The sequence below is a fragment of the Chelativorans alearensis genome (assembly GCF_010993735.1).
Classification (GTDB): domain Bacteria; phylum Pseudomonadota; class Alphaproteobacteria; order Rhizobiales; family Rhizobiaceae; genus Chelativorans; species Chelativorans alearense.
The window spans coordinates 274,139-299,131 of sequence record NZ_WQNI01000009.1; the positions used below are offsets into that span (position 1 = coordinate 274,139).

Here is a 24,993-nt window from a genome sequence, read left to right on the forward strand (position 1 = left end):
CCCATATATCGTTTGTCAGGTTGCGGCTGGCGGCCTGGCCGTCACGCGGTGGCTTTGGCCGGTTCGTGCTCATTCGCCCTTGCGTCTGTGTGCTCGATGAGGCGCGCGGCCATGCCCGAGGTCAGCACCAGATGGGTGAAGAAGCGCCCGTTGATCGCCGCCAGAAGCGGCTCGAACTTCTCGTCCTCCTGCACCACCATGAGCCGGCGCGGGATGGCACGGATGGCGTCGAAATCGGCCGAGATCATGCGGCGGTTGTAGTCGCAGTCGAGCCACGCGCCTTCGGCGTCGATGATCTGTCCGGCGATGACGCCGGTCGCCCCTTGTTTCTTGAGCCGGTGAAGCTCCTCAAGGCCGAGAGCACCGCATTTGATGACGTGGCTGTCCTCATCGAGCGTGCCGACGGTGAACAGCGCCAGATCGCAGGAGCTGATGCCGTCGAGCTGCTCGCGGACGACCGGCTCCTCGCGCAAAGCGCGTGCCAGCTCTTCCGTGCTTAGCACCAGCGGCGCGTAGAAATTGAGTCCGCGCGCGTTGAGCCGGCGGGCAATCTCCATGGTGCACTGGTCGGGGCGGTAGGAATAGGGCGAGCCGAGATTGCCGCACAGCTCCACCACCGTGACGCCCTGGCGGTCCGCATAGGCCATGGCGTCGGCGATGGCATACACCGTGCGTCCCCAGGCTACACCGACACGGTCGCCATTCTTTACCATCTCCAGGAACACGCTTGCCGCCAGCGTCGGGATCTCGGCGGCGGGGTCCTGCGTCAGCCCCTCCTCGCCCACCAGCCACACCGTCTCCAGCCCCAGCGCGTCCTCGAGACGCCGCGCCATCATGTCCTTCCGGAAAAGCTGTGTTGAGGTAGAGATGTTGACGATGCCCGCCTCGCGCGCGCGGCGCAGGTAGAGCGCCACGGAGGCGCGCGAGATATTCAGCCGCTGCGCTACTTCGTCCTGGCGCAGGCCATGCGTATAGTAGAGCCACGCGGCCTTGTGGACAATCTGATCTGCCGGACGATATGCCATCGCTCTCCTCCGGCTAGACATTATTCATGCGCATTGACAAAAGTCAATGCGCTGCTTTTCCCGAATAGCCGGAGCCCCTTCGCGCCCCCTAAACACCCCGCCCCTCACCGGTTGATCGGCGGTCCCTCGAAGACATGCCGCTCATATTGCGGCAGGTCGTCGTTGATCGTGTACCACGGCGCCTTGGAGCCGACGAAGATATGCTCGTTCGGCCGGATCGTCGGGTCGTCGGTGAGCGTGCCCATGACGATGTGCACGAACGCGCCGTCGCGCACGACGGAGTAGAGGAACGAACCACAGGTGCCGCAGCGCATGTCGTGGTTATCCTCGCCGCCGAAGATGCGGAGGCGGTCTTCACCCTCGGTGACCATCATCCTCTCCCGCTCGATGCCGGCGAAGGGTTTGAAAGCCGAGCCGGTCGCCCGGCGGCAGTCGGCGCAATAGCAGTTGGCCGCGTAGGCGAATGCGTCGTCGACGGTGTAGTGGACGGCGCCGCACAGGCATCTTCCGGCAAGCCTGCGGACGCCGTCCGGTCCAGCACTTGTCATAGCGCCTCTCCCGGTGCGTTTCGGCGGCGATCCGCGCCGCCGCTGCCGCACACTACATCTACCGATGCGCCCCCGCCATCTGCCTGAGCTCCTCGACCGTCCGCACGCGCTTGCGCGCCGCGCCCTGCCAATCGCGCGTAGCGACCTTCGAGTTGGCGAGCCGCTCCTTCGCAGCGGGCACCGCGTCTGCGTATTGCGGCAGCCAAGCGGCCTGCGCGACGACCATCTCGTCCACCATCGCCCACACCTCCTCGGGCGTGCAGACGGCGCCAACCAGCGGGTCGTGCAGCATGGCGAGCTTCAGGAGGTCGATGTCGCCCGTCATCGCCGCTTCGGCAGCCATGCGCTGGACGGAGATCGAGGCCGAGCACGTGGCAGCGCAGGCGAGCGGCAGGATGATGCCCTCTACCATGTTGATGCCGAAACGGTCCACGAAGCCGGGGCTTTCGATGATGGCATCCTTTGGCAGGTTCGTGATGATGCCGCCGTTCTTCACGTTGAAGTGGCCGCGATAGACGCGCCCCGTTTCCAGCGCCTCGATGATGTGGCTGGCGTGCTCGGTTGTGCGCTTGTGCTCCGCGAGCGGCTTTCCGGCCTCTTCGAGGAATTTTGGAAAATCGGTCTCGAACCAATTGCGGCGCTCGGTGCAGTAGCGCAGGTACCCACCGGTCTCACCGTGGATCCACTCGCTCATGTCGATCCAGTTGCCGATCTCGTCCGGACGCTTGCGATACCAGGGCAGGTACTCGGAAAGGTGGCCGTTGCTCTCGGTCGAATAGACGCCGAAGCGCTTCAGCACGTCGATCCTGAGCTTCTCCTGCTTCGAATAGACCGGATGGCGCTCGAAGGCGGCGATCAGCTCTTCCTTCCCGATCCTGCGCCCGTTGACGCGAAGGTCGATGTACCAGGTCTGATGGTTGATGCCGCTGCAGACGTAGTCGAGTTCCTCGTCCTTCACGCCCAGGACCTGGGCTATCTGGTGGGCGCCGTGCTGCACGCCGTGGCACAGGCCCACCGTGTTGACGCCGCCGTATTCGAGCGCCGCCCAAGTGTTCATGGCCATGGGGTTGGCGTAGTTGAGGAACAGCGCCCCCTCCTCCGCCACCTCGTTGATGTCCTTGCAGAAGTCGAGGATGACAGGGATGTTGCGCTGGCCGTACATGATGCCGCCGGCGCAAAGCGTGTCGCCCACGCACTGGTCGACGCCATATTTGAGCGGAATGTCGACGTCCGTGGCGAAGGCCTCCAGCCCGCCGACGCGCACGCAGCTCATGATGTAGCGGGCGCCCTCCAGGGCCTTGCGGCGGTCGGTGGTGGCCGTCACCCTGGCCGGCAGGCCGTTCACCGCGACGATCTTCTCGATGATCTGGCGGATCATGTCGAGATTGCGCTCGTTGATGTCCGTCAGGGCGATCTCGATGCCGCTGAACTCTGGGACCTTGAAGAGGTCCGAAACAAGCGTCTTGGTGAAGCCGACCGAGCCGGCGCCAATGATAGCCACCTTGAACATGCGCGCTTTCTCCTCGTGAGCAAAGGCTGCGGAGTGATATCTATGGCCTTTGTCGATCGATCGTCGGCAGTTTGGACGTCCTGCAAACGGTCAAGCACAAAGCCACCGGCATGAGTAGCGCTTCGCGTGCTTTCCGTGTAGAGAAAGCTTGTGCTGGAAAGGGTAATTTTGTGCTTTCGAAGTTGATCGAGCACGGCCACGGGATGCGCCGCGTCGAGCCGCCAAAGGGCGGGGTCGGGCTTTTCTGCATGGCCAGCGGCGCTGGCTACGAGCTGCGCGTCAACGAGGTCTATTCCTGGGATGGCTTGCAACGCGGCGACGTACCGTTTGTGCTTATCCAGCACACGATCGCCGGCGAAGGCCGGCTCGACTACGAGGACGTGCGGCATGTGCTGTCGCCGGGCGAGACGATGCTGCTCACCTTTCCCCACGCCAACCGCTATTGGCTGGAGCGGGGGAAGAGCTGGGAGTATTTCTGGATCATCCTCTCCGGGCGCGAGGCGCTGCGGCTGGCCGGCGCCATTCTGACAGCGAAGGGACCGCTACTGAAACCCGCGCAGCCGGCGGTGGACAGGCTCGCGGGCGCCTGCCTGGCGCTGCTTTCCGGCGCGGCGGACGTGCCTGGCGCCGTATCCGCTGCCGCCTACGGAGCCATCACGGCACTCTACGACGAGGCTTTCGAGGCCACCGCGGAGGCCGCGGATCTGCCGGCGCCGGTGCTGCGGGCACAGCGTTTCGTCGAGGATAACCTGGCGCGGCTGATGAATGTCGGCATGCTGGCGCGCGCGGCAGGCTTGAGCCGGGCGCATTTCGTGCGGCTGTTCACCACCGAGGTGGGGCAGCCGCCGTCGGAGTACGTGTTCGAGAAGCGGATGGAGCGGGCCATGCGCATGCTGCTTGCCACCGATGCACCGATCAATGCTATAGCCAGTGCCTGCGGCTTCGCCGACGCCAATTACTTTTCCAAGGCCTTTCGACGCGCCAGGGGCTGCTCGCCGGGCGCTTTTCGCAATGCCGGCCGCACGGGGCTGCTGACGACCATTGATGGCGAATGGTAGGCTCGATAGACACATTGAACAGGGAGAATACGAGATGATCATCGTGACGGGAGGAAGCGGCCAGGGAGGGCGCGCTTGCGTGCGGGACCTGATGGAGCACGGCTACGACGTTACCTCCATCGACCTCGTGCCGCCGACGGACAAGACGGTGCGGTTCAGCCGCGCCGACCTTACCGATTTTGGGCAGGCTATCGCCGCGCTGTCGATGATCGACGAACGGGTGTCGAAGGTGACCGGGGTTGTGCACCTGGCCGCCATCCGCGCGCCGGGGCTGGCCACCAACCACGTGACCTTCGCCACCAACACGGTGTCGACCTACAACATCTTCGAGGCGGCGAGGCAGCTCGGCATCAAGAACGTTGTGTGGGCATCAAGCGAGACCGTGTTCGGCATCCCCTATCCAAACGGCCCCGCCTACGCGCCGGTGGACGAGGAGGTCGAGCGGCCGGAAACGGCCTATTCGCTGTCGAAGCTGATGGGCGAGAAGATGGCCGAGCAGTTCTGCCGCTGGGACCCGGAACTGAAGATCGTGGGTCTAAGGCTTTCCAACGTCATGGACCCGGAGGATTACGCACGCTTTCCCACCTTCGATGCGGACCCGCATGCGCGCAAGTTCAACCTGTGGACCTATATCGACGCGCGCGATGCGGCGCAGGCCGCAAGGCTGGCGCTGGAGGCGAAGCTGACGGGGGCGCATGTCTTTGGCATCGCCAACGCGGATTCGGTGATGAGCCAAGCCAATGACGCGTTGCTCGACGAGGTCTATCCCGGCACGAAGCGCAAGCGGCCGATCGAGGACAACGAATCGCTGATCTCCATCGACAAGGCGCGCAAGGTGCTGGGCTACGAGCCGCGTTATTCCTGGCGGGACAATGCGGGTTCGCGCTGACGAGGAGCATCAGGCACAGTCGGACAAAAATCCTTGAGCTCGCGCCCGAAACGCCGGGCCAGCCATGAGGCGGCGGGCCGGAGCGGCCTGTCGCAGGCGTGAATGGCGTATAGATCGTAGCTGAACCGCGGATAAGGCTCCAACGAAAGCTCGGCCAGACGGCCGGCCTTGATGTCGCCTTCGACCAACCAAAAGGGCATGCCGCCCCAGCCGAGACCCGCCAGAAGCAGGGCGTGCTTGGTGGCGATATCGCTCACACGCCATGTCTTGAGGGCGTAGACGTGGAAGTCCTGCCCCTTGGTGCGCTCGGATGGGTCGGTGACGGCGATCTGGAAGTGTTCGCGCACGACCAGGCCAGGAACCGGCCCTTCCGCCTGGGCCAGCGGATGATCCGGGGCGGCAACGGGAACCATCTCCCGCTCCGCGATCTTGCGGGTGACGAGTTCATCCTGCCCGATCATCGCCTTGCCGGCGATACCGAGGTCGACCTCCCGCCGAACGATAAGATCGGCGACCGTGCCGAGCGCGCCTGTGTGAAGGCGCACGCCGACCGTGGGGAATTCTTCCCGGAATGCTCTCAGAACCGCCGTCAGCACCGGCATGGGTAGAAGCAAATCGACCGCCAGCCCCACCTCGCCTTCAAGCCCCTGGCTTATGCCGCGAGCGCGGGCGCGCAGAAGATGCAGGGAGGTGACCATGCGGCGGGCGTCTTCCGTAAGGGCCATGCCCGCCTCCGTCAGCTGCGGCTGGCGCGTGCCCGTGCGCTCGAACAGCTTGAGTTCGAGCTGCGCTTCCAGGTTGGCGATTGTGTAGCTGATGACCGACTGGGCGCGGTTGAGCTTGCGCGAGGCGGCGGAGAAGCTGCCTTCCTCCGCCACGGCGAGGAAGACCTGCAGCTGGTCGAGGGTGGGATTGGCGTCCATGACCTATCTATTCCATCGATAAATTCGAACAACATTTTCACAGTTTTCGAAATGGGTGTCCATGACCAAATTCCCTCCGAACATTTCGCCCGGCGCGGCCGGGCAACGGAGAGAAGGACCAAGGCCAATGTCATCCATTTTGCTCGTCACCTCCAGCCCGCGCGGCCAGGCATCCCATTCCACCCGTCTGGCCACCGAGTTGGCAGAAAAGCTGCGCGAGGCCCAGCCGGGAAGCCGGCTCGTCAAGCGCGACCTCGTCCGTGAGCCAATGCCGCATATCGGCTCCGACTTCGCTTCCGGCATCTACACGCCGGAGGAGGCACGCACACCTGAGCAGGCGCGCGCGGTGGCGGTTTCCGATCTTGCGGTCGACGAACTTTTCGCCGCCGACCAGATCGTCATCGCCGCCGGCATGATCAACTTCACGATCCCCTCCGCGCTGAAGGCGTGGCTCGACAACGTGGCGCGCTCAGGGCGCACCTTCCGCTACACCGAGAACGGGCCGGAGGGCCTGGTCAAGGGCAAGAAGGTCTATATCGTCCTGGCCTCCGGTGGCGTTTATTCGGAAGGGCCGGCGGCGTCTTTCGACCACGCGGCTCCCTACATGAAGTCCATCCTCGCTTTCCTGGGGATGACCGATGTCGAGGTGATCCGTATCGAAGGGGTGGCGATGGGCGCGGAGGCCGAGCAGCAGGCCGTGTCGAAGGCGCAGGACCTGGTGTCGGAATATGCGCTCGCGGCCTGAAGATTCTTGGCGGGGTCATACCGGCCCCGTCCTTTCGGGCATGGGCCGGCGGGGATAAAAACAACGCCGCTCAATTTTCCGCGCAAATTAAAAGAATGAAATATCAAGCGGATGGGCGATCAGACTGCCCATCCGCTCTCGATTTTTCCGGTGATTTATCCCCGCTCCCCGGGACGACCTTATGCTTCTCGCCAGTGTTGAACCGCTGCGAGGCCACAATGATTGATCCCGAAAACACCGCCCGGCTGAAACTTCCCTACATCATGCCGAGCCAGGCGCAGAAGCACGTTACCCACAACGAGGCAATCCGGCTCATCGACGCGCTGGTGCAGCCCGGCGTTAAGGACCGCGACCTTGCCGCGCCTCCCGCCGAGCCGGCCGAAGGCGATCAGTACATCGTCGCCCAGGGCGCCGCCGGCGAATGGGCGGGCAAGGAGGATCACCTTGCCGCCTTCATGGACGGGGCATGGTTCCTGCTGCCACCGGTGACGGGCATGCTTGCCTACGTCGCCGACGAAGCGCGCCTCATCGCATGGGATGGGAGCACCTGGAGGGATGCAGCAGCACAGGCCTCCCAGAACCTTGCAATGCTTGGTGTCGGCACGACGGCGGATGCGACGAATCCCTTTACCGCGAAGCTGGAAAGCACGCTGTGGACGGCGAAGACAATTAATGAGGGCGGGTCGGGCGACCTGCGCTACAAGCTGAACAAGGAGGCGGCGGGCAACACGCTCTCCTGCCTGTTCCAGACGGCGTTCTCCGGCCGTGCCGAACTCGGCCTTGTCGGCGACGACGATTTCTCCCTCAAGGTGAGTCCGGATGGCAGCGCCTGGACGGAGGCCATGCGGGCGGGCGGCGACACCGGCGCCATGGGCTTTCCCGAACACCCGAAGTTCTCGGCCTACTCCAACTTCGACAACTACGTGGCGGCCGACAGCTGGGCCACCATCGCCATGAACAACGCCCATTTCAACGATCAGGGCGATTTCGATGCCGGGACGAGCGCCTTCACCGCGCCGCACGACGGCTACTACGTGTTCGGTGCGGGGTATCACTTCAAGGAGAATTCCGCTGTTCCGGACGTGATCCATGTGGGCCTGGGGATCAACGGCGCAAATCCGACCAACTCCAATACCGAGGTACAGGGGGACGCCATGATCGTCACCATTCGCAGCAAGGTGAACATCACCAGGCTTTTGAAGCTTTCGGCGGGAGACACCGTTGAGGCAATGGCCTACATGGCCGCCAACGACGGATACGTGCGCGCCGACTGGAACCACTTCTTCGGCTATCAGGTGCCGTGACCGCGTAGACGGCACCCCCTTACAATGGATGGCCGGCGCCCTTCGACGAGTTCATGGCGCCGGCGGCAAGCAAGATCCAGCCCTGCCAGCACCCGCGCCAACGATCGCCGGGACTTGTGTTTCCAAAACGCTTCGGGCAATGTCCCGTCATCCAAAGCGCTTTGGATGACGGATACAATCAAATTTCAGACCCCATATCAGAGAAGAGTGCCATGACCGGCAACAATGCATGGTGGCGAGGCGCCGTCACCTATCAGATCTACCCGCGTTCCTTTCAGGACAGCAATGGCGACGGTGTCGGCGACCTGAAAGGCATCACCCGCCGGCTGGGCCATGTGGCCGAGTTGGGCGTTGATGCCATCTGGCTTTCGCCGATCTTCACCTCGCCGATGGCGGACATGGGCTACGACGTGTCGAACTACACGGACATCGATCCGACATTCGGCACGCTCGCCGATTTCGATGCCATGGTGGCCCGTGCGCACGAATTGGGGCTGAAGGTCATCATAGACCAGGTGTTGTCGCACTCCTCCGATCAGCACCCCTTCTTTCAGGAAAGCCGCCGCTCGCGCGACAATCCCAAGGCCGACTGGTATGTGTGGGCGGACCCAAAGCCGGACGGCTCGGCCCCCAATAACTGGCAGTCCATGTTCGGCGGTATCGCCTGGCAGTGGGAGCCGCGGCGGCGGCAGTACTACCTGCACAATTTCCTGAAGGAGCAGCCGGACTTCAACTTTCACAATCCGGACGTTCAGGAGTGGCTTCTCGGCACAATGCGCTTCTGGCTGGAGCGCGGCGTGGACGGGTTTCGCCTCGACACGGCCAACTTCTATTTCCACGATAAGAAGCTGCGCGACAACCCGCCCTTCGACAACGGCGCCAATCTGCCGCCCGTCAATCCGACGGCGATGCAGATCCATAAGTTCCAGAAGAACCAGCCGGAAAACATCCCCTTCCTCGAAAGGCTTCGCGCGCTTCTCGACGAGTTCGACGACCGCGCGATGGTCGGCGAAATCGGCGAGCAGCATTTCTCGATCCAGCTCATGGGCGAGTACACCACCGCCCGGCGGCTGCACATGGCCTATTCCTTCGAGATGCTGCGGCCGGACTTCTCGCCGAAGCACTTCCGCCGTCAGATCGAGGAATTCTTCCAGCTCGCTCCCGGCGGCTGGCCGTGCTGGGCCTTTTCCAACCATGACGTCGTGCGGCATGTCACGCGCTGGGCCAAACACGGGCACGACCAGGACAGCCTGGCCAAGCTCGCCGCCGCGCTGCTCTTGTCGCTTGAGGGGTCGATCTGCGTCTATCAGGGCGAAGAACTGGGGCAGAGCGAGACCGAGCTCGAATTCGAGGAATTGACCGATCCGCAGGGCATTGCCTTCTGGCCGGACGACAAGGGGCGCGACGGATGCCGCACGCCGATGGTGTGGAGTGCCGCCGAACCGCATGCGGGCTTCTCGAACGCGGAGACGACATGGCTTCCCGTGCGCGCGCCGCAGCGCGCCCGTGCCGTGGATACGCAGGCGGGCGACCCGAATTCGGTGCTCTCCTTCTATAAGAAGATGCTGGCGCTGCGCCGCGGCCGCGAAGACCTGAAAACCGGGAAGACCCGTTTCCTCGACGTTACTGAGCCGATGCTCGCCTTCGTGCGGGGCGGGCGCACACTTTGCCTCTTCAACCTTTCCCCCGAGGAGCAGACGACCGAGGCGCCGCCCATCGACAGCGTCCTGCTTTCCTCAGCCGCACAGGTGGAGGCGGGTACGGTCAAGCTGGGCCCCAACGGGTTCCTGCTGGCAGATATCGCCGGATAAGGGGTCTGACCCAAACGGACGGTATCCACCCGTTTGGAAAAGTCGGGCCACAAGCTATTGATCCTGTGGGGCGATTTGTCCTGACAGATGGGTATCATCTGTCAGGATGCGCAGGAATACCCCGTTGCATATGAACGCCGTTCACAATACCTTGGCCTTTCACAAGGTCCTGGTGCCATGCCGAGAAAAATGAAAGTGAGCCGCGACGATCTGCCGGAGATGGTGCTGGACGTGGCCGAGCGCTTTGCCGCCAGGGAGGGGCTGCGCGGCATCGCCATGCGGCGCATTGCGCAGGAGGTGGGCGTTGTCCCCGGCTCGATTTACAACGTCGTTGGCGACGTCGACGAGATCGTTCTGAGATTGAACGCCCGCACACTGCGCCGGCTGCAGGCGCATCTGCGCACGGTCGCCGACCCGCAGGGCGACGCGGTGGCGAACACGCTTGCCTTCGCCGAAGCCTATCTCGACTTCGTGACCGCCAACGCGCGGCTGTGGGGCGTCATCCTCGAGCACACCATGCCTGGAGGTGAGCCGATACCCGCCTGGTACGCGACGGAGCTTGGCCGGACGACAGGTCTCGTGGACGAGGTTCTCGAGCCGCTGTTTCCCGACAAGGCCGAGCGCGCTCGAAGCGTGGCCACCCTTTGGGCGGCGCTGCATGGGTTGGCCTCGCTTTCTGCCTCGGGCAAGCTGTCGGTCCTCAACGAGGACGACCCGCGCGATCTTGCGCGGCTCCTGGTGACGCGCTTTCTCAGGCTGGACCGTCCCGCCGCATGAGGCGGCGAAGAGACGCCTTCAGCGCGGGGTAATCCACCTTCGAGCCATGCCGCCGGTCAAGGGGGATCGCCCGGACGGGAACGACACGGATGTCCCCCATTGGGCGCGCCCTTTCCTGCCAGGCGCCCTGCAATGCGCCATCTCCCTCGACGGCCAGCACAGGCCTGCCGTCAAGCGAGACCAGCGCCACGCGGGCAACGCCCGGCCAGCAGCGCGCCGCCGCTTCCACGCCGAAGGGAAACAATCGGCCGGCGCGCCCATCCTGCCGGCCGAGCAGCCACAGGCGGCCATCGGCGTCGAGCCGCCCGGCATCGCCCGTGCGATGCCAGATCTCGCCGTCGAGCCTCATCTTGGTGGTTCGATCATCCTGCTCGTCCAGATAGCCCTTGTTGACATGCTCGCCCGTGACCACGATCTCGTCATCTAGGATCTTTACCCGGATCTCGGGAATGGGCCGGCCGGCCAAGAGGCCGCCGCCCTCGCGCATGGCCTGCCAATCCGCCGCCGATATTTCGGACAGGCGCTGGTGGGCGATCGGCTCCGCCTCCGTCGAGCCGTATACGGAAATGATGTCCGCGCCCGGCAGCTTCGACGACAGACGGTCGAGCAGATCGGGGAAGACCGGGCCGCCGCCGGTGAAGATCGTATCGAGCGCCACGTCCGGGCCGTCCACCAGCCCGGCACAGATCGAAGGCGGGATCAGCGCTCTGTTGATACGGTTGTCCGCGATGTGGCGCGCGATGCGGCCTGCATCCGCCTTCTCCTGGCGGCTGAGGGGCCAGTTGGGCAGGACCGAGGTGACACCGAGGCTGAGATTGGCCAGCACGAAGACCGGGAAGCCGACAAGGTCGACGCAGTCGTCGCGCTCCGGCGCCAGCAGCTCGGCGACGCGCGCATTCTGCAGCGCGAGGAAGCGGTGGCTGCGCACGATCGCTTTCGGCCGGCCGGTCGAGCCGCTGGTGAAGGAGATCAGGGCCGGGTGCTCGGTTGCGACGGTTTCAATGCTATTGGCCAACGCCGGCCCGGCCGAATGGTCTTTCGGCGAGAGTGTGAGAGGCACGGACCACAGCGCCGGCAAGGCATAGCGCAGGAGCCGGTACCAGCCGGCGGCGAGAAACGCCTTGGGCTTCGTCGCCTCAAGCGCGTGGCGCAAGCCCCGCAACCCCAGCGCCGGTTCGGGGAAGACGGCAACGGCGCCCAGGCGCCACAGCGCCACGAGGCTCGAATAGAGCGCAATGCCGACCGGCATGGCGATCAGCACACGGTCCCCCGGCGCGATGCCGGCGCGCTTCCAGGCCGCCGCCAGGGCCTCCGAGCGTTCCACCAGATCGGCATAGGTGGCGCGCGTGCCATCGGCGGCGATGATGGCTGTGCGCCCGCTTCGCGCCGTCAGCTCGTCGAGAATGGGTTCGAGCAGGTTCATGCCCCGCAACCTTCCCTAAAGCCGCTTCCCCATCAGCGCGTAGCGGCGGAAGACACGCGCGGCATGCCTTTGGCTGCGGTCGCGCGAAACATTCTTCTCGTGCATCAGCGCATGGATGACGTCGGTAAAGCCGAGATCGCGGGCCGTCCTGTGGAAGGTGTCCAGGAGCAGGTGCCCAACGCCTCGGCGGCGGCTGGCATAGGTTTTCACGATGGCCGTCTTCGGCTCCTTGCCTTCCGCCAGGTTGGGCAGACCGAAGAGGAAACCCGCGATCCCGTCGGCATCCCTGGCGAAAAGGACAAGCCGCGGATCGACCGCCGGCAGCACCGGTTCGTAGAGAGCCTGAAAGGCCTCGCGCGAGATCGGCTTGAAGAAGGGGTTCGCGGAAAAACTCGCCGCCGACATGTCGAAGAGATGGGCAAGCAGCCCCTGTGCGTTTTCCCCATCCCAGGGAGAGACGGCCACGCCGTCGAGCATCGGTGCGGAGGGGCCGATGGCCTCGTCGAGCGTGGCGCGAGCAGAGATGTAGGACGAGACTGGCGCAAAACCGCTCGCCTCGAACGCTTCCCTGTCATACGGCCCGCTCACCGGCTCCAGGGGAAAGGGCGGCGAGCCGTCGCTTTCGGTGACCAGGCGGTAGCTGTGCCAGGTGTCGCCGTCCATGGGGCCGAGAATGACCTGGAAGCCCTCACCGCGCAGCGCTTCCCCCGCCTTGGCCAGAATGCCTGCGCCCGCCGCCACGCTCTCGCAGCGAAAGCCGCCTATAGCTGCCGTACGCAAACCCTCCCAGCCCGGCGCGTCGCGGTAGATGCGGCATGCCGCACCGTCCGTCTCGATATCCTGTGGAGCCGTGTTCATAGGAAAAATACCTTTGCCATGAAGAAGGTGACCGGGACCGGCAGCGCCAGCGCCAGGGTGCGCGGGCCGCGATAGCGGTCGAGGAGCTGGGGCCAAAGGAGCGGGATCGCCAGGCACAGGGCGAAGCTGGCGGCGATCCACGGCCACAGCGGCCCGTGCCACGCGGCGGCCTCCAGATTGCGTCCGGCGACCAGTACGCTGACGGCGAAGAGGACGGCGGCCCCTGCTCCGGCCAGCGCCAGCCGGCGCCCGGCGGCCAGCGCCACGAAGACGAGGGCGGCACCGGCGAAAGAGAGGTTGTACATGCTGATCGCGTTGCGGTCGGCATAGCGGCCCACGAACAGCCAGAACACGGCAACCACGACGACAAGCGCCAGGACGTCGAGATCCGGATAGCGGCTCTTGCACGGGCGAACGTGCCGCGCCGCCAGATGAGCGAGGATCGCCAGCACCGGCAGCAGCGCGTTATGCACCTCCGCCACCGCGCAGATCATGAAAACAGCGATGGTATAGGCGCGCGCGGCGTGGTTCGACAGGCTGAGCCTGGGCGCCAGCACGAGAACCACGACCAGCGCCGCAAGGAAGAAGAGCGTCAGCCCCAGAAGCGGCAGCGGGGGCGTTTCCAGATGGCTCGACAGGAAAAGATGAAGGCCGACAGGAAGGAACAGGTTGTCGAAGCCGTGCCAGGAATCGGCCTCCACCAGCGTGCCGAAGGCGGCGATGACGAGCGAGAGCAGAACGACGTTCGGGCGCGCGATGTCCGTCATCAGGAGCAGCAGGACCATGGCGAGGATCCACGTCACCAGGAAGAACATCGCCGAGCCTTCGAAGCTTTTCGTGCCGGTCTCCACGGAGAGGAACTTGCTGCCATAGCGCACCCCGGTCATCGCCGCCGCGGCGTCCGAGAGCGTCACCACGGCGATGGGCAGCACATAGAGGACGGGGGTGCCGTGGGAGAAGAAGAAGACGATGCCGACGGCAAGCGCGAGCAGGATGTCGCCATAGGAATGGCGCTCGACGCTGTGCAGTGTCGATCCGAGGCCGCTGCGGGCGAGGACCGGTGTGCGCAAGAGCAGGAGAACCAGCGCCGCGCCGCCGGCGATGACAAGAACCGGCCAGCGGTTCACGAACATCCAGGGCAGCGTCAGCGCATAGCCGCCCGTGGCGACGTGGACGCTCTTGCGCTGCAACTCGGCCGACCACGCGAAGTGCTGCGCAAGCCACTTCACCGCCATCATGATGGCGAGCAGCATCGCCATGGACAGGGCGATCAGACCGACCTGCGGCGCGATGCTCATCTCACCTCCTCGACGACGAAGTCCGAATAGAAGAAGGCCTTGTCCATGGCGCGCCCGCGCGTCTCCACATCCTCCACCGTGCGCATGCGGTCGCCGAACTCCGGCGGCATGCGGCGCGGCGCCATCATGTTCCAGTAGACGAAGCGGGCACCCGGATTGGCGGCGCCGAGCAGGCTGCCATAGACGGCGCGGAAGGTATCCTCGCCCATATATTCGAAGATGTCGGAGAGATTGAAGCCGTCCGCCTTCTCGCCCGTCGCCACGAAGGTTTCGAGCGAGCCGTGGCGTATGTCGAGCCGGTCGAGCCGGTCGCGGATGGTCTCGAAATGTTCTAGCCGGAGCGCCAGCGGCAGCGCCTCGCCGTGCGTGCCCTTGAGGATCCAGTGCAGATAGGGGTTCTCGGCAGGGTCGAGATTGGCGACCGCATGGACGATGCGGCGTGCAACGTGATCGGCGACGCTGCCTTCCACATGGTCGAAGAAGGCCGGGTCGCGGCCAAGCCGCCCCATGGTGAAGCGCGAGAAGAAGAACTTGAGGAGGAGGCGCCAGCGCCAGGTGTCCCATTCCTCCCTGAGGAAGCGCTCACGCTCCGCCCGCGGGCGTGACTGAAGCAGCGCATCGACGGTGGCGCGGCTATGGACCAACGGCAGCACGTTGCGCCGGAAGATGCGGAAATAGCGCTCGAACCGTCCGGCGCCGCCGAGCCCGTGCTCGACCACCTCGTCACGGAGCGCTGCCCAAAAGGCTTGCGAGGTATCGGGAAGCCGGGTGGCGACCTCGTCGAGCAGCGCGCCGCGGCGGCCGGAAGGGCGCGATCCCATCAGTTCCAGAAGGGCGGCGTGGTCGAGCGTGCGAAAGGCGGCAATGCGGATCTTCAGGCACTCGATCTGGGCGGCCGACAGGTCGACGGCGACGACGCGCGCGGGATCGAGGGTGAGCATGGCGAGCGCGTTGTCGCCCGCCGAGCAGATCGAGACGAGGGTCGCACCTGAAAGCGCCTCGCGGCCCTCGGCAAGGCCGGCCAGCAGGCAGTCCGCATCCTCCCAGAGCTGGGCGTAGCGGATCTTCTCGAAACTGGCCTTGGCGGCGATCTCGGTATCAGGCATCGAGCTTCCTCACGGTCCCCGCGGCCCCGTCCACCTCGATGCGCTCGCCCGAGGTCAGCCATTCGGTCGCGCCACGAACGCCGACGACGCAGGGCAGCCCCAGCTCGCGGGCGACGATGGCCGAGTGGGAAAGAAGACTGCCGCGCTCCACGACGATTGCCGAGGCGTTGGCGAAGAGCGCGATCCACCCCGGATCGGTAAAGCGCGCCACCAGCACCTCGCCCTGCTTCACGGATTGGGTGCGCGGATCGCGCACCACGCGCGCGGACGCCTGAACGAGGCCGGCACAACAGGCCGTTCCCGTGCGCACCTCCTCGCCATCGTCGTCTTTCTCGGGTGAAGCGGTCGGCACGTCCGCCGCGTTTATGGCGGCACCTTTGATGGTAAGCCGCTCGGGCGGATCCGGCCGCTTCTCGGCGCGCGCCATCTCCGCCTTCCTGGCGGCGGCGAGCGGCGCAAGGTCCGTGCTCGTGCCGAAACCCTCGATGGCGCCAAGCACTTCCGGCACCGTGAGGTAGAGAACGTCGCGGGCATCCTCCAAAACACCGTGAGCGTGGAACTGCCACCCCATGGCGAGGAAGAGACGCCGTGCATGGCCGAAGACGCGCGTGCGCTCGAAGCGCAGGTTCTCCCGGTCGCGCACCCGCGCCTTGGCCATGGCCAGCACGCGGCGGGCGATGAAGCGCCGGAACGGGCGGCCAGCAAAGAGCGCGGCGACGGGATCCGTCTCCTGCTCTTCATGATGCGCGGGCTTGCGCCCGCTGCGCGCGGCGGCGGCGATGGCCGCGAGCAGGGGGCGCGGATCCTCCTCGAGCGTGATGCTTTCGAGCTTGAGCTCCTGGGTGCAGCGGTCGCCGAACTTGGCGATGTAGTCCGCGACCTCCCGTTCAAGCTCCGGGTGTTGCCTAAGGGCGGCGAGATCGCCGGCCTCCAGAACCTCGATAAGTCCCTCCTCGCCGGCCGCGCGTGCTCCCATGTGGGTGATGCGCCGGGCGGGCTCGGCGGAGACGATGTCGCCCTGGCCGATCATGACGTCGTTGTGGAGTTCCAATCCCGCCTGCCCCACCCAGCGCTCGATGAGCTTGCGCGAGGCGCCGAACATCATCATGCACAGGAGATCGTTGACAAGCGGCGCGTCCCACCGGTCAAGCAGCTCGCCCTCCACCCGCCGATATTCCGCCGCCAGCGCGGTAAGCGGCATGGCGTCGATGTCGGCCGGTTTCACTTCAAGCGCGCGGTCGAGCCGCTTATGGAAGGCGCGGATCGTACGTGGCAGACGGACCGCCTCGCGGACGAGCCCGAGGCCGGTCCTGCCGATGCGGGTGTATTCCCAGACCGCCGCCCACCCCTTCGCCGGCTTCGGCGCCAGCGCGTCGGCGATCTCGGCCGGCAGCGGCTCGCTCACGCCCATCATGGTTTCCATATGCGCGCGATTGAGCGAGAAGCCGGGCAGAAGTGCAATCAGCCGGTACCAGTTGATCAGGTTGTAATAGACCCGGCAGTCGATGCGGCCCAGAAGGTTCTCGAAGGCGGTCCCCTGGGCGCGGATCACATCCTCGCGCACGCCCAGAAGCCTCATCAGCACCGGGTAGACCCGCGCATAGACATATTGCGCGAAGCTGTAGGTGAGCGGGGAGACGAGGCCCGGATAGCTCTCGATGATGTTAGAGTTGTCGAAGATGGTGATCTTCGGGTCGTCGAGGGGCGCCGTGCGCAGCGGCGTGGTGATAGGCCTCGCCTGGAGGAGGAACAGCCGCTCGCCCTCGAAAGCCCATTCGACATCCTGCGGGGCGCCCCGTGCCGCCTCGATACGGGCGACCATGGCGGATAGGGCGCCCAAATCCGCCTGGGACAGAACGCCATCCTTGGGCCCTTCCAGAAGGGCGCCACTGCGGCGGTCGAGAAGATAGTCATCGCCGTCCGTCTCGCCGCCGACGAGCCTATCGCCGAGGCCGGCGACAGCGGAGACGACCATGCGGTCGCGCCGGCCGCTGACGGGATCGGCCGAGAAGGCGACGCCGGCCGCCCGCGCCTTCACCAGCCGCTGCACGAGGACTGCGGGCGCATGATCGTCCGATCCAAGGCCGCGCTCGGCGCGGTAGGCGCGCAGCGTCTCCGTACCGCCGGACTTCCAGACACGGTACGCTGCCTTCGGCACATCGTCAGCCGCGACATCCAGAAGCGACAGGAACTGGCCGGCATGGGAATGTTCGGCGCCGTCCTCCTCGCGGGCCGAGGAGCGAACGGCGAAGGGGCCGGGGCCGATGTCCTTCAGATGGCCGGCAAGCCCCTTTCTCACCTCAGCGCGCAAGCCGGTGCGGGTGAAGGCCGCGGGCGTAATGGTGAAGAAGGGCGGCACGTCGAACCCGTCCTGCACGAGGGCGGCAAGGGTGGCCGCCTTGCCGCCGATCTCGGCCGCTTCCGCCCCCTCCGATCCGTTGACGATCATGCTGGTCGCCCCTCCCTCATGCGAACAGCGGCACAAAGCCGGCCGCACCGTAGCAGATCAGAACCCACAAGCCCGCCATGGTGTCTACCCGGCGTTCGGCACCTTTGGTGGGAGCGCGAACGTAGAGCAATGCGCTCGCGAGACAGACCGCAAGCCCCAGGAGACCGACGATGGCGATGGCATAAAAAGCCCCCACCGCGCTGCCCACCGCCAGCAACAGGCCGAAGCCGACGAGAAGCAGCGCGCACCACAGAAGGGCCGCTCTTCGCGGGCCGAGCAAGGCCGAATAGGTATCCACCCCTTCCCGTTCGTTTTCCGGGGCCCGCAGCTTGCGGCCGATCTCGATCACGCAGCCGTTGACGAAGCTCAAGACCAGAAACAGCCAGAGCTTCTCCGGTGGGGCGCCGCTTGCCGTCAGCCACTCGCAGCCCGTCACGAAGAGGTCGAGCAGCGGCATGATCATCATATGCGAGACGAGATAGAGGAACGGCCGCGCGCGCAGCCACTCCGGCGCGAAGAACTCGACCGTCATCAATCCCAGCCACAGCCAGGCGAGGGCCAGGAGCCATAGCAGCGCGGGTGCGAGCGTCGCCGCCGCGACAGCCGCCACCGGCACGGCGGCAAGCCCGATACCGACGATCACCTTGAGGTCGACGAGGCCGCGCGGAACGGGAAGCTCCTGCCGGTAGCGGCGGTCGAGGTCGGCATCCTTGACCTCGTCGCAGGCGCGCAGTTGCAGGAAGATGGTGAAGGCGACGATGAATGCCACCGCGTAGACCGCCAGAAAGGGAAGCGGCCTGCCGGCGAGGAAGGCGGAGACGTTGACGCTCGCCGCAGAGAAGACGGCGACGAGCAGCACGGTCCTTGCGACCGGAAAGCGCTCGCGCTGGTAGATCCACAGGCGCTGCGCCAAGGGCAGCGTCATCTCGCCCGCCGCCGACATCTCAGCGCTCCCTGGCAAGCTTGCGGTGGGCGCTGGCGAATTCTCCGGCGGCAAGCGCGCCGATGATGGAGATCTCCCCGCACAGGCACAGCGAGGCGACGACCTCGGCGAGTGCTGCCGCCTTGCCCGGCCCCTGCAGCCCCATGAGGCGCAGGGCCGCCTGCTGGCTGGGCAGGCCCGTGCCGCCGCCGACGGAGCCGACCAGGATGTTGGGCAGCGTCACCGACATGAAGAGATCGCCGTTGCGGTTTTCCACGCGGGTAAAGCCGATGGCGGATTCGGAAACGCAGGCCGCGTCCTGCCCGGTGGCGATGTAGAAGGCGGCTAGCCCGTTGGCATAGTGCCCCTGTGCACCCAATTGGCCGCTCAGCATGGCGCCGAGATTGGCCATCTGCGCATAATCGAGAAAGCGCTCGACGCTGACATGCAGGTATTTTTCGACCAGCGCACGCGGCAGCGTCACCGATGCCGTCACCTTTCGCCCGCGGCCAGAGGTGAGGCCGAGATAGGTGCTCTTCTTGTCGCCGGAGTAGTTCGCCTCGATGAACCAGTGCAGCGGGCGGATCGGACAATGCGCCTCGATATGCCGGCACAGTGCCTCTGTGGCGATGGTGACCATATTCTGGCCGGAGGCGTCGCCGGTCGTGTAGCGGCACAAAAGAAAGACGATCTCGTTGTCCATCAAAGGTTCGATGGAAACGAGCCGGCCATACCGGGTAGTCCCCTCCGCCGCGGCCTTAAGATTGTCGCTCGCATGCACCACCCATTCCAGGAAAAGGCCGGCGTCCAGCACATTGGCGAATTTGAAGCCGGGGCTGCGCAGCACGCCCTCCGTCAGCATGACGGCGGCAATGCCGCCGGCGCGGGAGGCAAGTTCGGCGCCGCGCGCATAGGAGGCGACAAGGGCCGCCTCCGTCGTGGCAAGCGGCACGATGAAATCGCCGTTGGCGTTGAGCCCGTTGATGCGCATGGGCCCCACCACACCCACCGGCATCTTCACCGTACCGATCATGTTCTCGATATTGGCCGCGTAGCGTTCGGCCGTCTCGCGAGTCTCTCCGTCGGCCAGGATGCCTTCCAGCTCTTCCGCTCCCTCCGGCCGCATGGCACGGATCGCGTCCCACAGCCTCGCAATAGAAGCGGCAGAGACGCGGCGGGCGCTGCGCAAGGCGCGGGAGCGCGGCTCCTCGGCCTGCCCTTTCAGGCGGCTGCGCACCTGCTGCTCGGTGAAGGTCGCCCGCAGATGCGCTAGGCGCTGAACGATGCTGTGAGAGATGATCGACATTCCCCCTCCCCCGGTGGTGCAGCGAATATCTGGCAGCGCGGGTCCCACGCAACTGGCAAAGCTATAGAGCAACTATGGTTTCAAACCAGTACCCGATTCGGGCTTCCTCTGGAGCGGTTCCGATCGACGTGGGCCTTCCGCCCATATTGAACGACGTTCATATACACTGGGCCGACGGCGTGTTCAAGCGTCTTTTTGAACAATGTTCACTATATTCGGCTGTGGATATCCACCGAGCCGCCGCCATGGCATCTCGAAGCGATTGACCTTTTTGCGCCGATGCGCGAAGAAGCGTGTAATTTTATAACATTCAGAGATGAGGTTTGGGATGCGCTTTGCACGTTTTCTTGTCGTGGCCGCCGTAGCGATCTGCCTTTCGACCGTGACGAACTCGGCTGAGGAGCGGCTGCTCAAGGTTGTCGGGCCATGGGAGATCGGCGGCATCGATCCGGCGCAGTCGGGCTACATTTTCAGCCGGTTGCAGGTGGCCGAGACGCTCGTCAGCGCCGATCCGACAGGCAAGCTTATCCCGGCGCTCGCCGAACAATGGTCCGCCAGCGAGGACGGGCTTGCGTGGCGCTTCACGATCCGCGCCGATGCAACCTTCCACGACGGAACGCCGGTGACGGCCGAGGCCGCTGCGGCGAGCCTGCGGCGTGCGCAAGCGGGCGTCGGTGTTCTCACCCAGGTGCCGATCTCCGAAATCGCGGCCGAAGGCCGGGATGTCGTCGTGCGCCTTGAAAAGCCGTTTGCCGCCCTGCCCGCCTATCTCGTCAACTTCGGCAATATCATCCTTGCCCCGGCGTCCTACGACGCTTCCGGAAAGGTCACAAAGATCATCGGCTCCGGCCCCTATAAAGTGAAGAGCCTTACACCGCCGCTGAAGCTGGAGCTCGAGAATTCTGGAAACTGGTGGGGCGGCGCGCCCGAGATCAGCGAGGTCAGCTATCTGGCCGTCGGCCAGGGCGAGACGCGGGCCCTCATGGCCGAAAGCGGCGAGGCCGATCTCGTCTTTTCAATGCTGCCGGTCTCCGTCGAACGGCTAAAACGCAATCCGAAGCTCGACGTGAAGATCGCCACCATCCCGCGCACGCGCATCCTCAAGGTGAACGCTGCCTCTCCCTTCTTCGACGACGTGGAGGAGAGGCGGGCGATCAGCTACGCCATCGATCGGGCAGGCATTGCGAAGGCGATCCTGCGCAATCCCGATCTCGACGCCACGCAGCTCTTTCCGCCGGCGCTGGCAGGCTGGCACGTTTCCGACCTCCCGCCTCTTGAGCGCAATCTTGATGCGGCAAGGCGGCTGCTTGCGGAAGCGGGCTGGGAGCCGGGCAGCGACGGCATATTGGGGCAGGACGGCGAGCGCTTCAGCGTCACGCTCCTTACCTATTCGAACTGGCCCGAACTGCCGCCCATCGCCACGGCCTTGCAGGCGCAGTTGAGAGAAGTCGGCATCGACGTCGAGGTCTCGGTGGGCAACAGTTCGGAGATTCCCAGCCGCCACCGCGACGGCACGCTGGAGATGGCCCTGATCTCCCGCCTCTATTCCATCGTCCCAGACCCCACGGGAACGTTGCTCCAGGATTACGGCCCGGAGGGCAGCGAATGGGGCGCCATGGGCTGGTCCAGCGACGAGCTCCTGGTACTGGTCGACAAGCTCGTGGCAACGAGCGACAGCCAAGAGCGGGCGCCGCTTCAAAGGCGCGCCATCGAGCTCCTTCAAGAGGAGCTGCCCAGCATCCCGATCACCTGGTCGGAACTGGCGATCGTCGCCAACCAGCGCATCGCCGGCGTTCAGGTCGACCCGCTCGAAGTGAACTACGGCCTCGCCTCGATCCGCTGGGCAGACTGAAGGGCATTCAAATGAGACGCTTTCTCCTCGCGCGCCTCGTTCAAGCAGGCGTCGTTGCCGTGGTGGTCGGGACGCTTTGCTTCGTTCTCATGCGCGTCCTGCCGGGCGATGCGGCCATGCGGATCGCGGCAGGCCGCTACGGGCCGGATGCCATGATCGCCGGCGCCGCCGAAAAGGTGCGGCAGGAACTCGGTCTCGACCAGCCGTGGCCGGTGCAGTTCCTGGAGTGGCTGGCGAACCTCGTGCGGTTCGATCTTGGCCATTCCCTCGTCACCGGCGCTCCGGTCATCGAGGAACTTAAGGTCCAGCTCGGCGCTTCGCTCTGGCTTGCCGCCGCCGCGCTCCTCCTCTCCCTGCTGATCGGCCCGGCCATCGGCATCGTCTCGGGCCTCAGGCCGAACGGCTGGGCGGACCGGCTGGGGCTCGCCGGCTCGGTGACGCTGCGTGCGCTGCCGCCCTTCATGCTCGGGCTCATCCTGATGCTGGTCTTTGCCATATGGCTCGGCTGGCTTCCGCCCGCCGGCTTCGGGTCCTGGAGGGAACTGGCCCTGCCGTCCCTGACATTGGCGCTCGGGCTGGCCGCCGTCTCGAGCCGGGTGACGCGCGAGGCAATCGCCACTGTCGCCAAGGCTCCCTATTTCGCCTTCGCCAGGCACAAGGGGTTGCCCGAGGCAGCGGTCGTGCGGCGCCATGGGCTGCGCAACGCAGCCATCCCGGTCGTCTCCTATCTCGGCCTGCAAGCGATCTACCTCGTCGAAGGCGTGGTCGTCGTTGAGTCGATCCTCGCCTATCCGGGGATCGGGCACGCGCTCGTTCATGCGATCGTCGAGCGGGACATTCCCATGGTCCAGGGAACGGCACTCGCCATGGGGCTGATCTTCGTCGCCGTCACCGCCGGCGTGGATGCCGCATCGGCATGGCTCGACCCGCGGCTGAGGAGGGCGTAATGAGCATTGAGACCGCCTTCCCATCCGCCGACCGGCCGCGCCGCCTTTCCGCCCGTACTATCGGCGCGGCGCTGCTTCTGGCGCTTGCCGCCTTCGCAATCCTCGGCCCCTGGCTGATCGAGGCCGACCCTGCCCGGCAGGACCTTGGCGCCAGCCTCGCCCCAATCGGCGGCGCGTATCTTTTGGGGGCGGACCACTACGGGCGGAGCCTCCTGGCGCGGCTGGCCCACGGTGCCAGGCTCTCGTTCGGCATGGCCTTCCTCACGATGATGACCGCCGCCCTCCCCGGTATCTTCTTCGGCCTCGTCGCGGCCTGGCGCGGCGGCTGGATCGAGCGCATGTTCGAGCTTCTGGCAAACATCGTTCTGGCACTCCCCGGCCTGATGCTCGTCCTCCTGCTTCTCGCCTTCGCACCGGGGAACTTCGGCCCGCTCTATCTGGGCTTGGCGCTGACGCTGTGGGTGGAGTTCTACCGGGTCACGCGCGCTACGACAGCGACGATCCTCAAGCAACCGCACATCGAAGCGGCCAAGCTCCTCGGCTTCGGGCCCGGCTACATCCTGCGCAACCACGTCGTGCCGGTCATCGCTCCGCTGATCGCCACGCTGGCGGCCTTCGCCATGGCCACGGCGATCATCGCCATCTCCACGCTGAGCGCCATCAGCGTGGGACTGCAGCCGCCCACGCCGGAACTCGGCAGCATGATCGTCGAACTCCTTCCCTATTACGCCGAAGCGCCGGTGCACGTCCTGCTCCCCGCGGTGCTGATCTTCCTGCTCGTGCTCGCCCTGCAACTCGTCGCGCAAAGAGAAACCCGATGAACGCTCCAACACGGATCCACGACCTGTCCATCGCGGACTTGAGTGTCCATTCGCGCGCTGGCCCCATCGTCAGGGACGTATCCCTCTCTCTCCAGCCCGGACGGCCGCTGACGCTCCTCGGCGAAAGCGGCTCGGGAAAATCCCTCGTGGCACAGGCGGTGATGGGAACCTTGCCACCGGAGCTCACGGCATCGGGAGCGATCCGCCTGGACGGCGCCGATCTCATCGCCAGTACGCCGGACGAGCGGCGCAAACGCTGGGGACGCGCAATCTCGCTTCTCCCCCAGGAGCCGTGGCTCGCCCTCGATCCGACCATGCGCATCGGCCCGCAGGTCGCCGAGGTGCACCGCTTCGTCCGGCGGCAGGCGGCACAGCGGAGCGAAACCCTCGCCCACGAGAACCTTCGGGACGTCGGTCTCGACCACGCCAGCGCGCTCTATCCCTTTCAGATGTCGGGCGGCATGTGCCAGCGCGCGGCGATCGCCATCGCCCATGCCGGCGGCAGCGGGCTGCTGATTGTCGACGAGCCTACCAAGGGGCTCGACGCCGACCTGCGCGACAGCGTCGTCGCGCGGCTGATAGAGGAGGTCGACGCCGGCCGGCTCCTTCTTACGATCACGCACGATATCGGCGTGGCCCGCGCGCTTGGAGGCACGGTCGGGATTATGCTGGAAGGCCGCCTCGTGGACCATGGGCCGGCGGAGCAGGTGCTGATGGCGCCGTCCCATCCCTACAGCCAGGCGCTGCTTAGTGCCGACCCTCGGTCATGGGTTCGCAGCGCGCCCGTGCCGTCCGGAGACGTCATGTTGGCGGGGCGCGGCCTCGCCAAGGCATTCGGCGATCACACCTTGTTCGAGGATGTCGACGTCGAGGTACGCGCCGGCGAGATCGTCTCCATCGTCGGTCCCAGCGGATGCGGCAAGACGACGCTCGGCAACATCCTCCTCGGCCTTGTCGAGCCGGACGCCGGAACGGTCGAGCGGCGCAAGGATATCTCCCTGCTGCGCTTCCAGAAGCTCTATCAGGACCCGCCCGCCGCCTTCCCGCCCCACCAGGCGATCCGCAAGGGCCTGCGGGACCTCGTGAAGCTGCACCGGCGCCGGTGGGACGAGGTGGAGACGCTGCTTGCGCGCTTTCAGCTGCAGAACGCGTTGCTCGACCGGCTGCCCGGCCAGATCTCGGGAGGCGAATTGCAGCGCTTCGCGATCCTGCGCGCCCTGCTGCTTGATCCGGTCTTCCTGTTCGCCGACGAGGCCACGTCACGCCTCGACCCGGTCAGCCAGAAGGAGGTGGTCGACGTTCTGCTCGAAGTCGCACGCGACACCGGCCTCGGCGTCCTCCTCGTCACGCACGATCGCGCCCTGGCGGAGAAAATATCGACACGGACGGTCATGTTGGCGCGACGCGACACGTAAGGCACT

21 protein-coding genes are annotated in these 24,993 nt (G+C 65.6%); 10 read left to right on the forward strand and 11 right to left on the reverse strand.

Annotated features, from left to right (window positions below; all coding sequences use genetic code 11):
* Window positions 1-41: 41 nt before the first annotated feature.
* The 3 genes from GPJ75_RS15465 to melA all read right to left on the reverse strand — a co-directional run bounded on the left by GPJ75_RS15465 (window position 42) and on the right by melA (window position 3,083).
* A complete protein-coding gene (locus GPJ75_RS15465) occupies window positions 42-1,025 on the reverse strand; it encodes a sugar-binding transcriptional regulator (protein ID WP_163269210.1) in 984 nt (327 codons plus the stop codon).
* 104 nt (window positions 1,026-1,129) lie between these two features.
* Entirely contained in the window at window positions 1,130-1,573 is a 444-nt protein-coding gene (locus GPJ75_RS15470; protein ID WP_163269211.1) for a GFA family protein, read from the reverse strand.
* Between the two features lie 58 nt (window positions 1,574-1,631).
* Window positions 1,632-3,083: an alpha-glucosidase/alpha-galactosidase gene (gene melA / locus GPJ75_RS15475; RefSeq protein ID WP_163269212.1), complete on the reverse strand. Its 1,452-nt coding sequence runs from the start codon at window positions 3,081-3,083 to the stop codon at window positions 1,632-1,634.
* A gap of 170 nt (window positions 3,084-3,253) precedes the next feature.
* Between melA and GPJ75_RS15480 the strand changes: the two genes are divergently transcribed.
* Together GPJ75_RS15480 and GPJ75_RS15485 are read left to right on the forward strand one after the other, a co-directional pair.
* The gene (locus GPJ75_RS15480) at window positions 3,254-4,141 is read left to right on the forward strand and encodes an AraC family transcriptional regulator (RefSeq protein ID WP_163269213.1); all 888 of its coding nucleotides are present in this window, start codon (window positions 3,254-3,256) and stop codon (window positions 4,139-4,141) included.
* A gap of 34 nt (window positions 4,142-4,175) precedes the next feature.
* Entirely contained in the window at window positions 4,176-5,030 is an 855-nt protein-coding gene (locus GPJ75_RS15485) for an NAD-dependent epimerase/dehydratase family protein (RefSeq protein WP_163269214.1), read from the forward strand.
* On the opposite strand, the gene GPJ75_RS15490 is transcribed toward GPJ75_RS15485, so the two are convergent.
* Window positions 4,997-5,953 carry a LysR family transcriptional regulator gene (locus tag GPJ75_RS15490; RefSeq protein WP_163269215.1) on the reverse strand — a complete coding sequence of 319 codons (957 nt, stop codon included), beginning with the start codon at window positions 5,951-5,953 and terminating at the stop codon, window positions 4,997-4,999. The genes GPJ75_RS15485 and GPJ75_RS15490 overlap by 34 nt on opposite strands.
* A gap of 127 nt (window positions 5,954-6,080) precedes the next feature.
* On the opposite strand from GPJ75_RS15490, the gene GPJ75_RS15495 reads away from it, so the two are divergent.
* From GPJ75_RS15495 to GPJ75_RS15510, 4 genes are all read left to right on the forward strand, one after another.
* Window positions 6,081-6,698, forward strand: a complete 618-nt coding sequence (locus GPJ75_RS15495; RefSeq protein ID WP_163269216.1) for an FMN-dependent NADH-azoreductase — start codon at window positions 6,081-6,083, stop codon at window positions 6,696-6,698.
* 218 nt (window positions 6,699-6,916) lie between these two features.
* Entirely contained in the window at window positions 6,917-8,002 is a 1,086-nt protein-coding gene (locus GPJ75_RS27395) for a DUF2793 domain-containing protein (protein ID WP_163269217.1), read from the forward strand.
* Between the two features lie 212 nt (window positions 8,003-8,214).
* Window positions 8,215-9,813 carry an alpha-glucosidase gene (locus tag GPJ75_RS15505; protein WP_163269218.1) on the forward strand — a complete coding sequence of 533 codons (1,599 nt, stop codon included), beginning with the start codon at window positions 8,215-8,217 and terminating at the stop codon, window positions 9,811-9,813.
* Window positions 9,814-10,008: 195 nt separating this feature from the next.
* Complete coding sequence (locus GPJ75_RS15510; protein WP_246249074.1) at window positions 10,009-10,590, forward strand: TetR/AcrR family transcriptional regulator; 582 nt, start codon at window positions 10,009-10,011, stop codon at window positions 10,588-10,590.
* On the opposite strand, the gene GPJ75_RS15515 is transcribed toward GPJ75_RS15510, so the two are convergent.
* From GPJ75_RS15515 to GPJ75_RS15545, 7 genes are read right to left on the reverse strand one after another with little or no spacing between them, the layout of a single operon-like run.
* The gene (locus tag GPJ75_RS15515; RefSeq protein ID WP_163269219.1) at window positions 10,565-12,013 is read right to left on the reverse strand and encodes an AMP-binding protein; all 1,449 of its coding nucleotides are present in this window, start codon (window positions 12,011-12,013) and stop codon (window positions 10,565-10,567) included. The two genes, GPJ75_RS15510 and GPJ75_RS15515, sit on opposite strands and share 26 nt — an antisense overlap.
* 15 nt (window positions 12,014-12,028) lie before the next feature.
* Window positions 12,029-12,871: a GNAT family N-acetyltransferase gene (locus tag GPJ75_RS15520; RefSeq protein WP_163269220.1), complete on the reverse strand. Its 843-nt coding sequence runs from the start codon at window positions 12,869-12,871 to the stop codon at window positions 12,029-12,031.
* Complete coding sequence (locus GPJ75_RS15525; RefSeq protein WP_163269221.1) at window positions 12,868-14,169, reverse strand: diacylglycerol/polyprenol kinase family protein; 1,302 nt, start codon at window positions 14,167-14,169, stop codon at window positions 12,868-12,870. The genes GPJ75_RS15520 and GPJ75_RS15525 overlap by 4 nt, the downstream gene beginning before the upstream one ends.
* A complete protein-coding gene (locus GPJ75_RS15530) occupies window positions 14,166-15,275 on the reverse strand; it encodes a BtaA family protein (RefSeq protein WP_163269222.1) in 1,110 nt (369 codons plus the stop codon). The genes GPJ75_RS15525 and GPJ75_RS15530 overlap by 4 nt, the downstream gene beginning before the upstream one ends.
* Window positions 15,268-17,724 carry a PEP/pyruvate-binding domain-containing protein gene (locus tag GPJ75_RS15535; protein ID WP_163269223.1) on the reverse strand — a complete coding sequence of 819 codons (2,457 nt, stop codon included), beginning with the start codon at window positions 17,722-17,724 and terminating at the stop codon, window positions 15,268-15,270. Before GPJ75_RS15535 ends, GPJ75_RS15530 begins: the two co-directional genes overlap by 8 nt.
* A 16-nt stretch (window positions 17,725-17,740) precedes the next feature.
* Window positions 17,741-18,667 carry a UbiA family prenyltransferase gene (locus GPJ75_RS15540; protein ID WP_163269224.1) on the reverse strand — a complete coding sequence of 309 codons (927 nt, stop codon included), beginning with the start codon at window positions 18,665-18,667 and terminating at the stop codon, window positions 17,741-17,743.
* Between the two features lies 1 nt (window position 18,668).
* Window positions 18,669-19,952 carry a hydroxymethylglutaryl-CoA reductase gene (locus GPJ75_RS15545; RefSeq protein WP_163269225.1) on the reverse strand — a complete coding sequence of 428 codons (1,284 nt, stop codon included), beginning with the start codon at window positions 19,950-19,952 and terminating at the stop codon, window positions 18,669-18,671.
* 328 nt (window positions 19,953-20,280) lie between these two features.
* On the opposite strand from GPJ75_RS15545, the gene GPJ75_RS15550 reads away from it, so the two are divergent.
* Genes GPJ75_RS15550 through GPJ75_RS15565 form a run of 4 tightly spaced genes read left to right on the forward strand, consistent with a single transcriptional unit; the run spans window position 20,281 to window position 24,987 of the window.
* The gene (locus GPJ75_RS15550) at window positions 20,281-21,804 is read left to right on the forward strand and encodes an ABC transporter substrate-binding protein (protein ID WP_163269226.1); all 1,524 of its coding nucleotides are present in this window, start codon (window positions 20,281-20,283) and stop codon (window positions 21,802-21,804) included.
* Between the two features lie 11 nt (window positions 21,805-21,815).
* Window positions 21,816-22,751: an ABC transporter permease gene (locus GPJ75_RS15555; RefSeq protein ID WP_163269227.1), complete on the forward strand. Its 936-nt coding sequence runs from the start codon at window positions 21,816-21,818 to the stop codon at window positions 22,749-22,751.
* Window positions 22,751-23,572, forward strand: a complete 822-nt coding sequence (locus GPJ75_RS15560; RefSeq protein ID WP_163269228.1) for an ABC transporter permease — start codon at window positions 22,751-22,753, stop codon at window positions 23,570-23,572. The genes GPJ75_RS15555 and GPJ75_RS15560 overlap by 1 nt, the downstream gene beginning before the upstream one ends.
* Window positions 23,569-24,987 carry an ABC transporter ATP-binding protein gene (locus tag GPJ75_RS15565; protein ID WP_163269229.1) on the forward strand — a complete coding sequence of 473 codons (1,419 nt, stop codon included), beginning with the start codon at window positions 23,569-23,571 and terminating at the stop codon, window positions 24,985-24,987. Before GPJ75_RS15560 ends, GPJ75_RS15565 begins: the two co-directional genes overlap by 4 nt.
* Window positions 24,988-24,993: the final 6 nt, after the last annotated feature.

Coding starts and splice junctions, on each gene's coding strand:
- GPJ75_RS15565 (WP_163269229.1), top strand. CDS start 23,569: ATGAACGCTCCAACACGGATCCACGACCTGTCCATCGCGGACTTGAGT.
- GPJ75_RS27395 (WP_163269217.1), top strand. CDS start 6,917: ATGATTGATCCCGAAAACACCGCCCGGCTGAAACTTCCCTACATCATG.
- GPJ75_RS15520 (WP_163269220.1), bottom strand. CDS start 12,871: ATGAACACGGCTCCACAGGATATCGAGACGGACGGTGCGGCATGCCGC.
- GPJ75_RS15490 (WP_163269215.1), bottom strand. CDS start 5,953: ATGGACGCCAATCCCACCCTCGACCAGCTGCAGGTCTTCCTCGCCGTG.
- GPJ75_RS15515 (WP_163269219.1), bottom strand. CDS start 12,013: ATGAACCTGCTCGAACCCATTCTCGACGAGCTGACGGCGCGAAGCGGG.
- GPJ75_RS15470 (WP_163269211.1), bottom strand. CDS start 1,573: ATGACAAGTGCTGGACCGGACGGCGTCCGCAGGCTTGCCGGAAGATGC.
- GPJ75_RS15485 (WP_163269214.1), top strand. CDS start 4,176: ATGATCATCGTGACGGGAGGAAGCGGCCAGGGAGGGCGCGCTTGCGTG.
- GPJ75_RS15495 (WP_163269216.1), top strand. CDS start 6,081: ATGTCATCCATTTTGCTCGTCACCTCCAGCCCGCGCGGCCAGGCATCC.
- GPJ75_RS15535 (WP_163269223.1), bottom strand. CDS start 17,724: ATGATCGTCAACGGATCGGAGGGGGCGGAAGCGGCCGAGATCGGCGGC.
- GPJ75_RS15555 (WP_163269227.1), top strand. CDS start 21,816: ATGAGACGCTTTCTCCTCGCGCGCCTCGTTCAAGCAGGCGTCGTTGCC.
- GPJ75_RS15525 (WP_163269221.1), bottom strand. CDS start 14,169: ATGAGCATCGCGCCGCAGGTCGGTCTGATCGCCCTGTCCATGGCGATG.
- melA (WP_163269212.1), bottom strand. CDS start 3,083: ATGTTCAAGGTGGCTATCATTGGCGCCGGCTCGGTCGGCTTCACCAAG.
- GPJ75_RS15550 (WP_163269226.1), top strand. CDS start 20,281: ATGCGCTTTGCACGTTTTCTTGTCGTGGCCGCCGTAGCGATCTGCCTT.
- GPJ75_RS15505 (WP_163269218.1), top strand. CDS start 8,215: ATGACCGGCAACAATGCATGGTGGCGAGGCGCCGTCACCTATCAGATC.
- GPJ75_RS15530 (WP_163269222.1), bottom strand. CDS start 15,275: ATGCCTGATACCGAGATCGCCGCCAAGGCCAGTTTCGAGAAGATCCGC.
- GPJ75_RS15560 (WP_163269228.1), top strand. CDS start 22,751: ATGAGCATTGAGACCGCCTTCCCATCCGCCGACCGGCCGCGCCGCCTT.
- GPJ75_RS15465 (WP_163269210.1), bottom strand. CDS start 1,025: ATGGCATATCGTCCGGCAGATCAGATTGTCCACAAGGCCGCGTGGCTC.
- GPJ75_RS15545 (WP_163269225.1), bottom strand. CDS start 19,952: ATGTCGATCATCTCTCACAGCATCGTTCAGCGCCTAGCGCATCTGCGG.
- GPJ75_RS15540 (WP_163269224.1), bottom strand. CDS start 18,667: ATGTCGGCGGCGGGCGAGATGACGCTGCCCTTGGCGCAGCGCCTGTGG.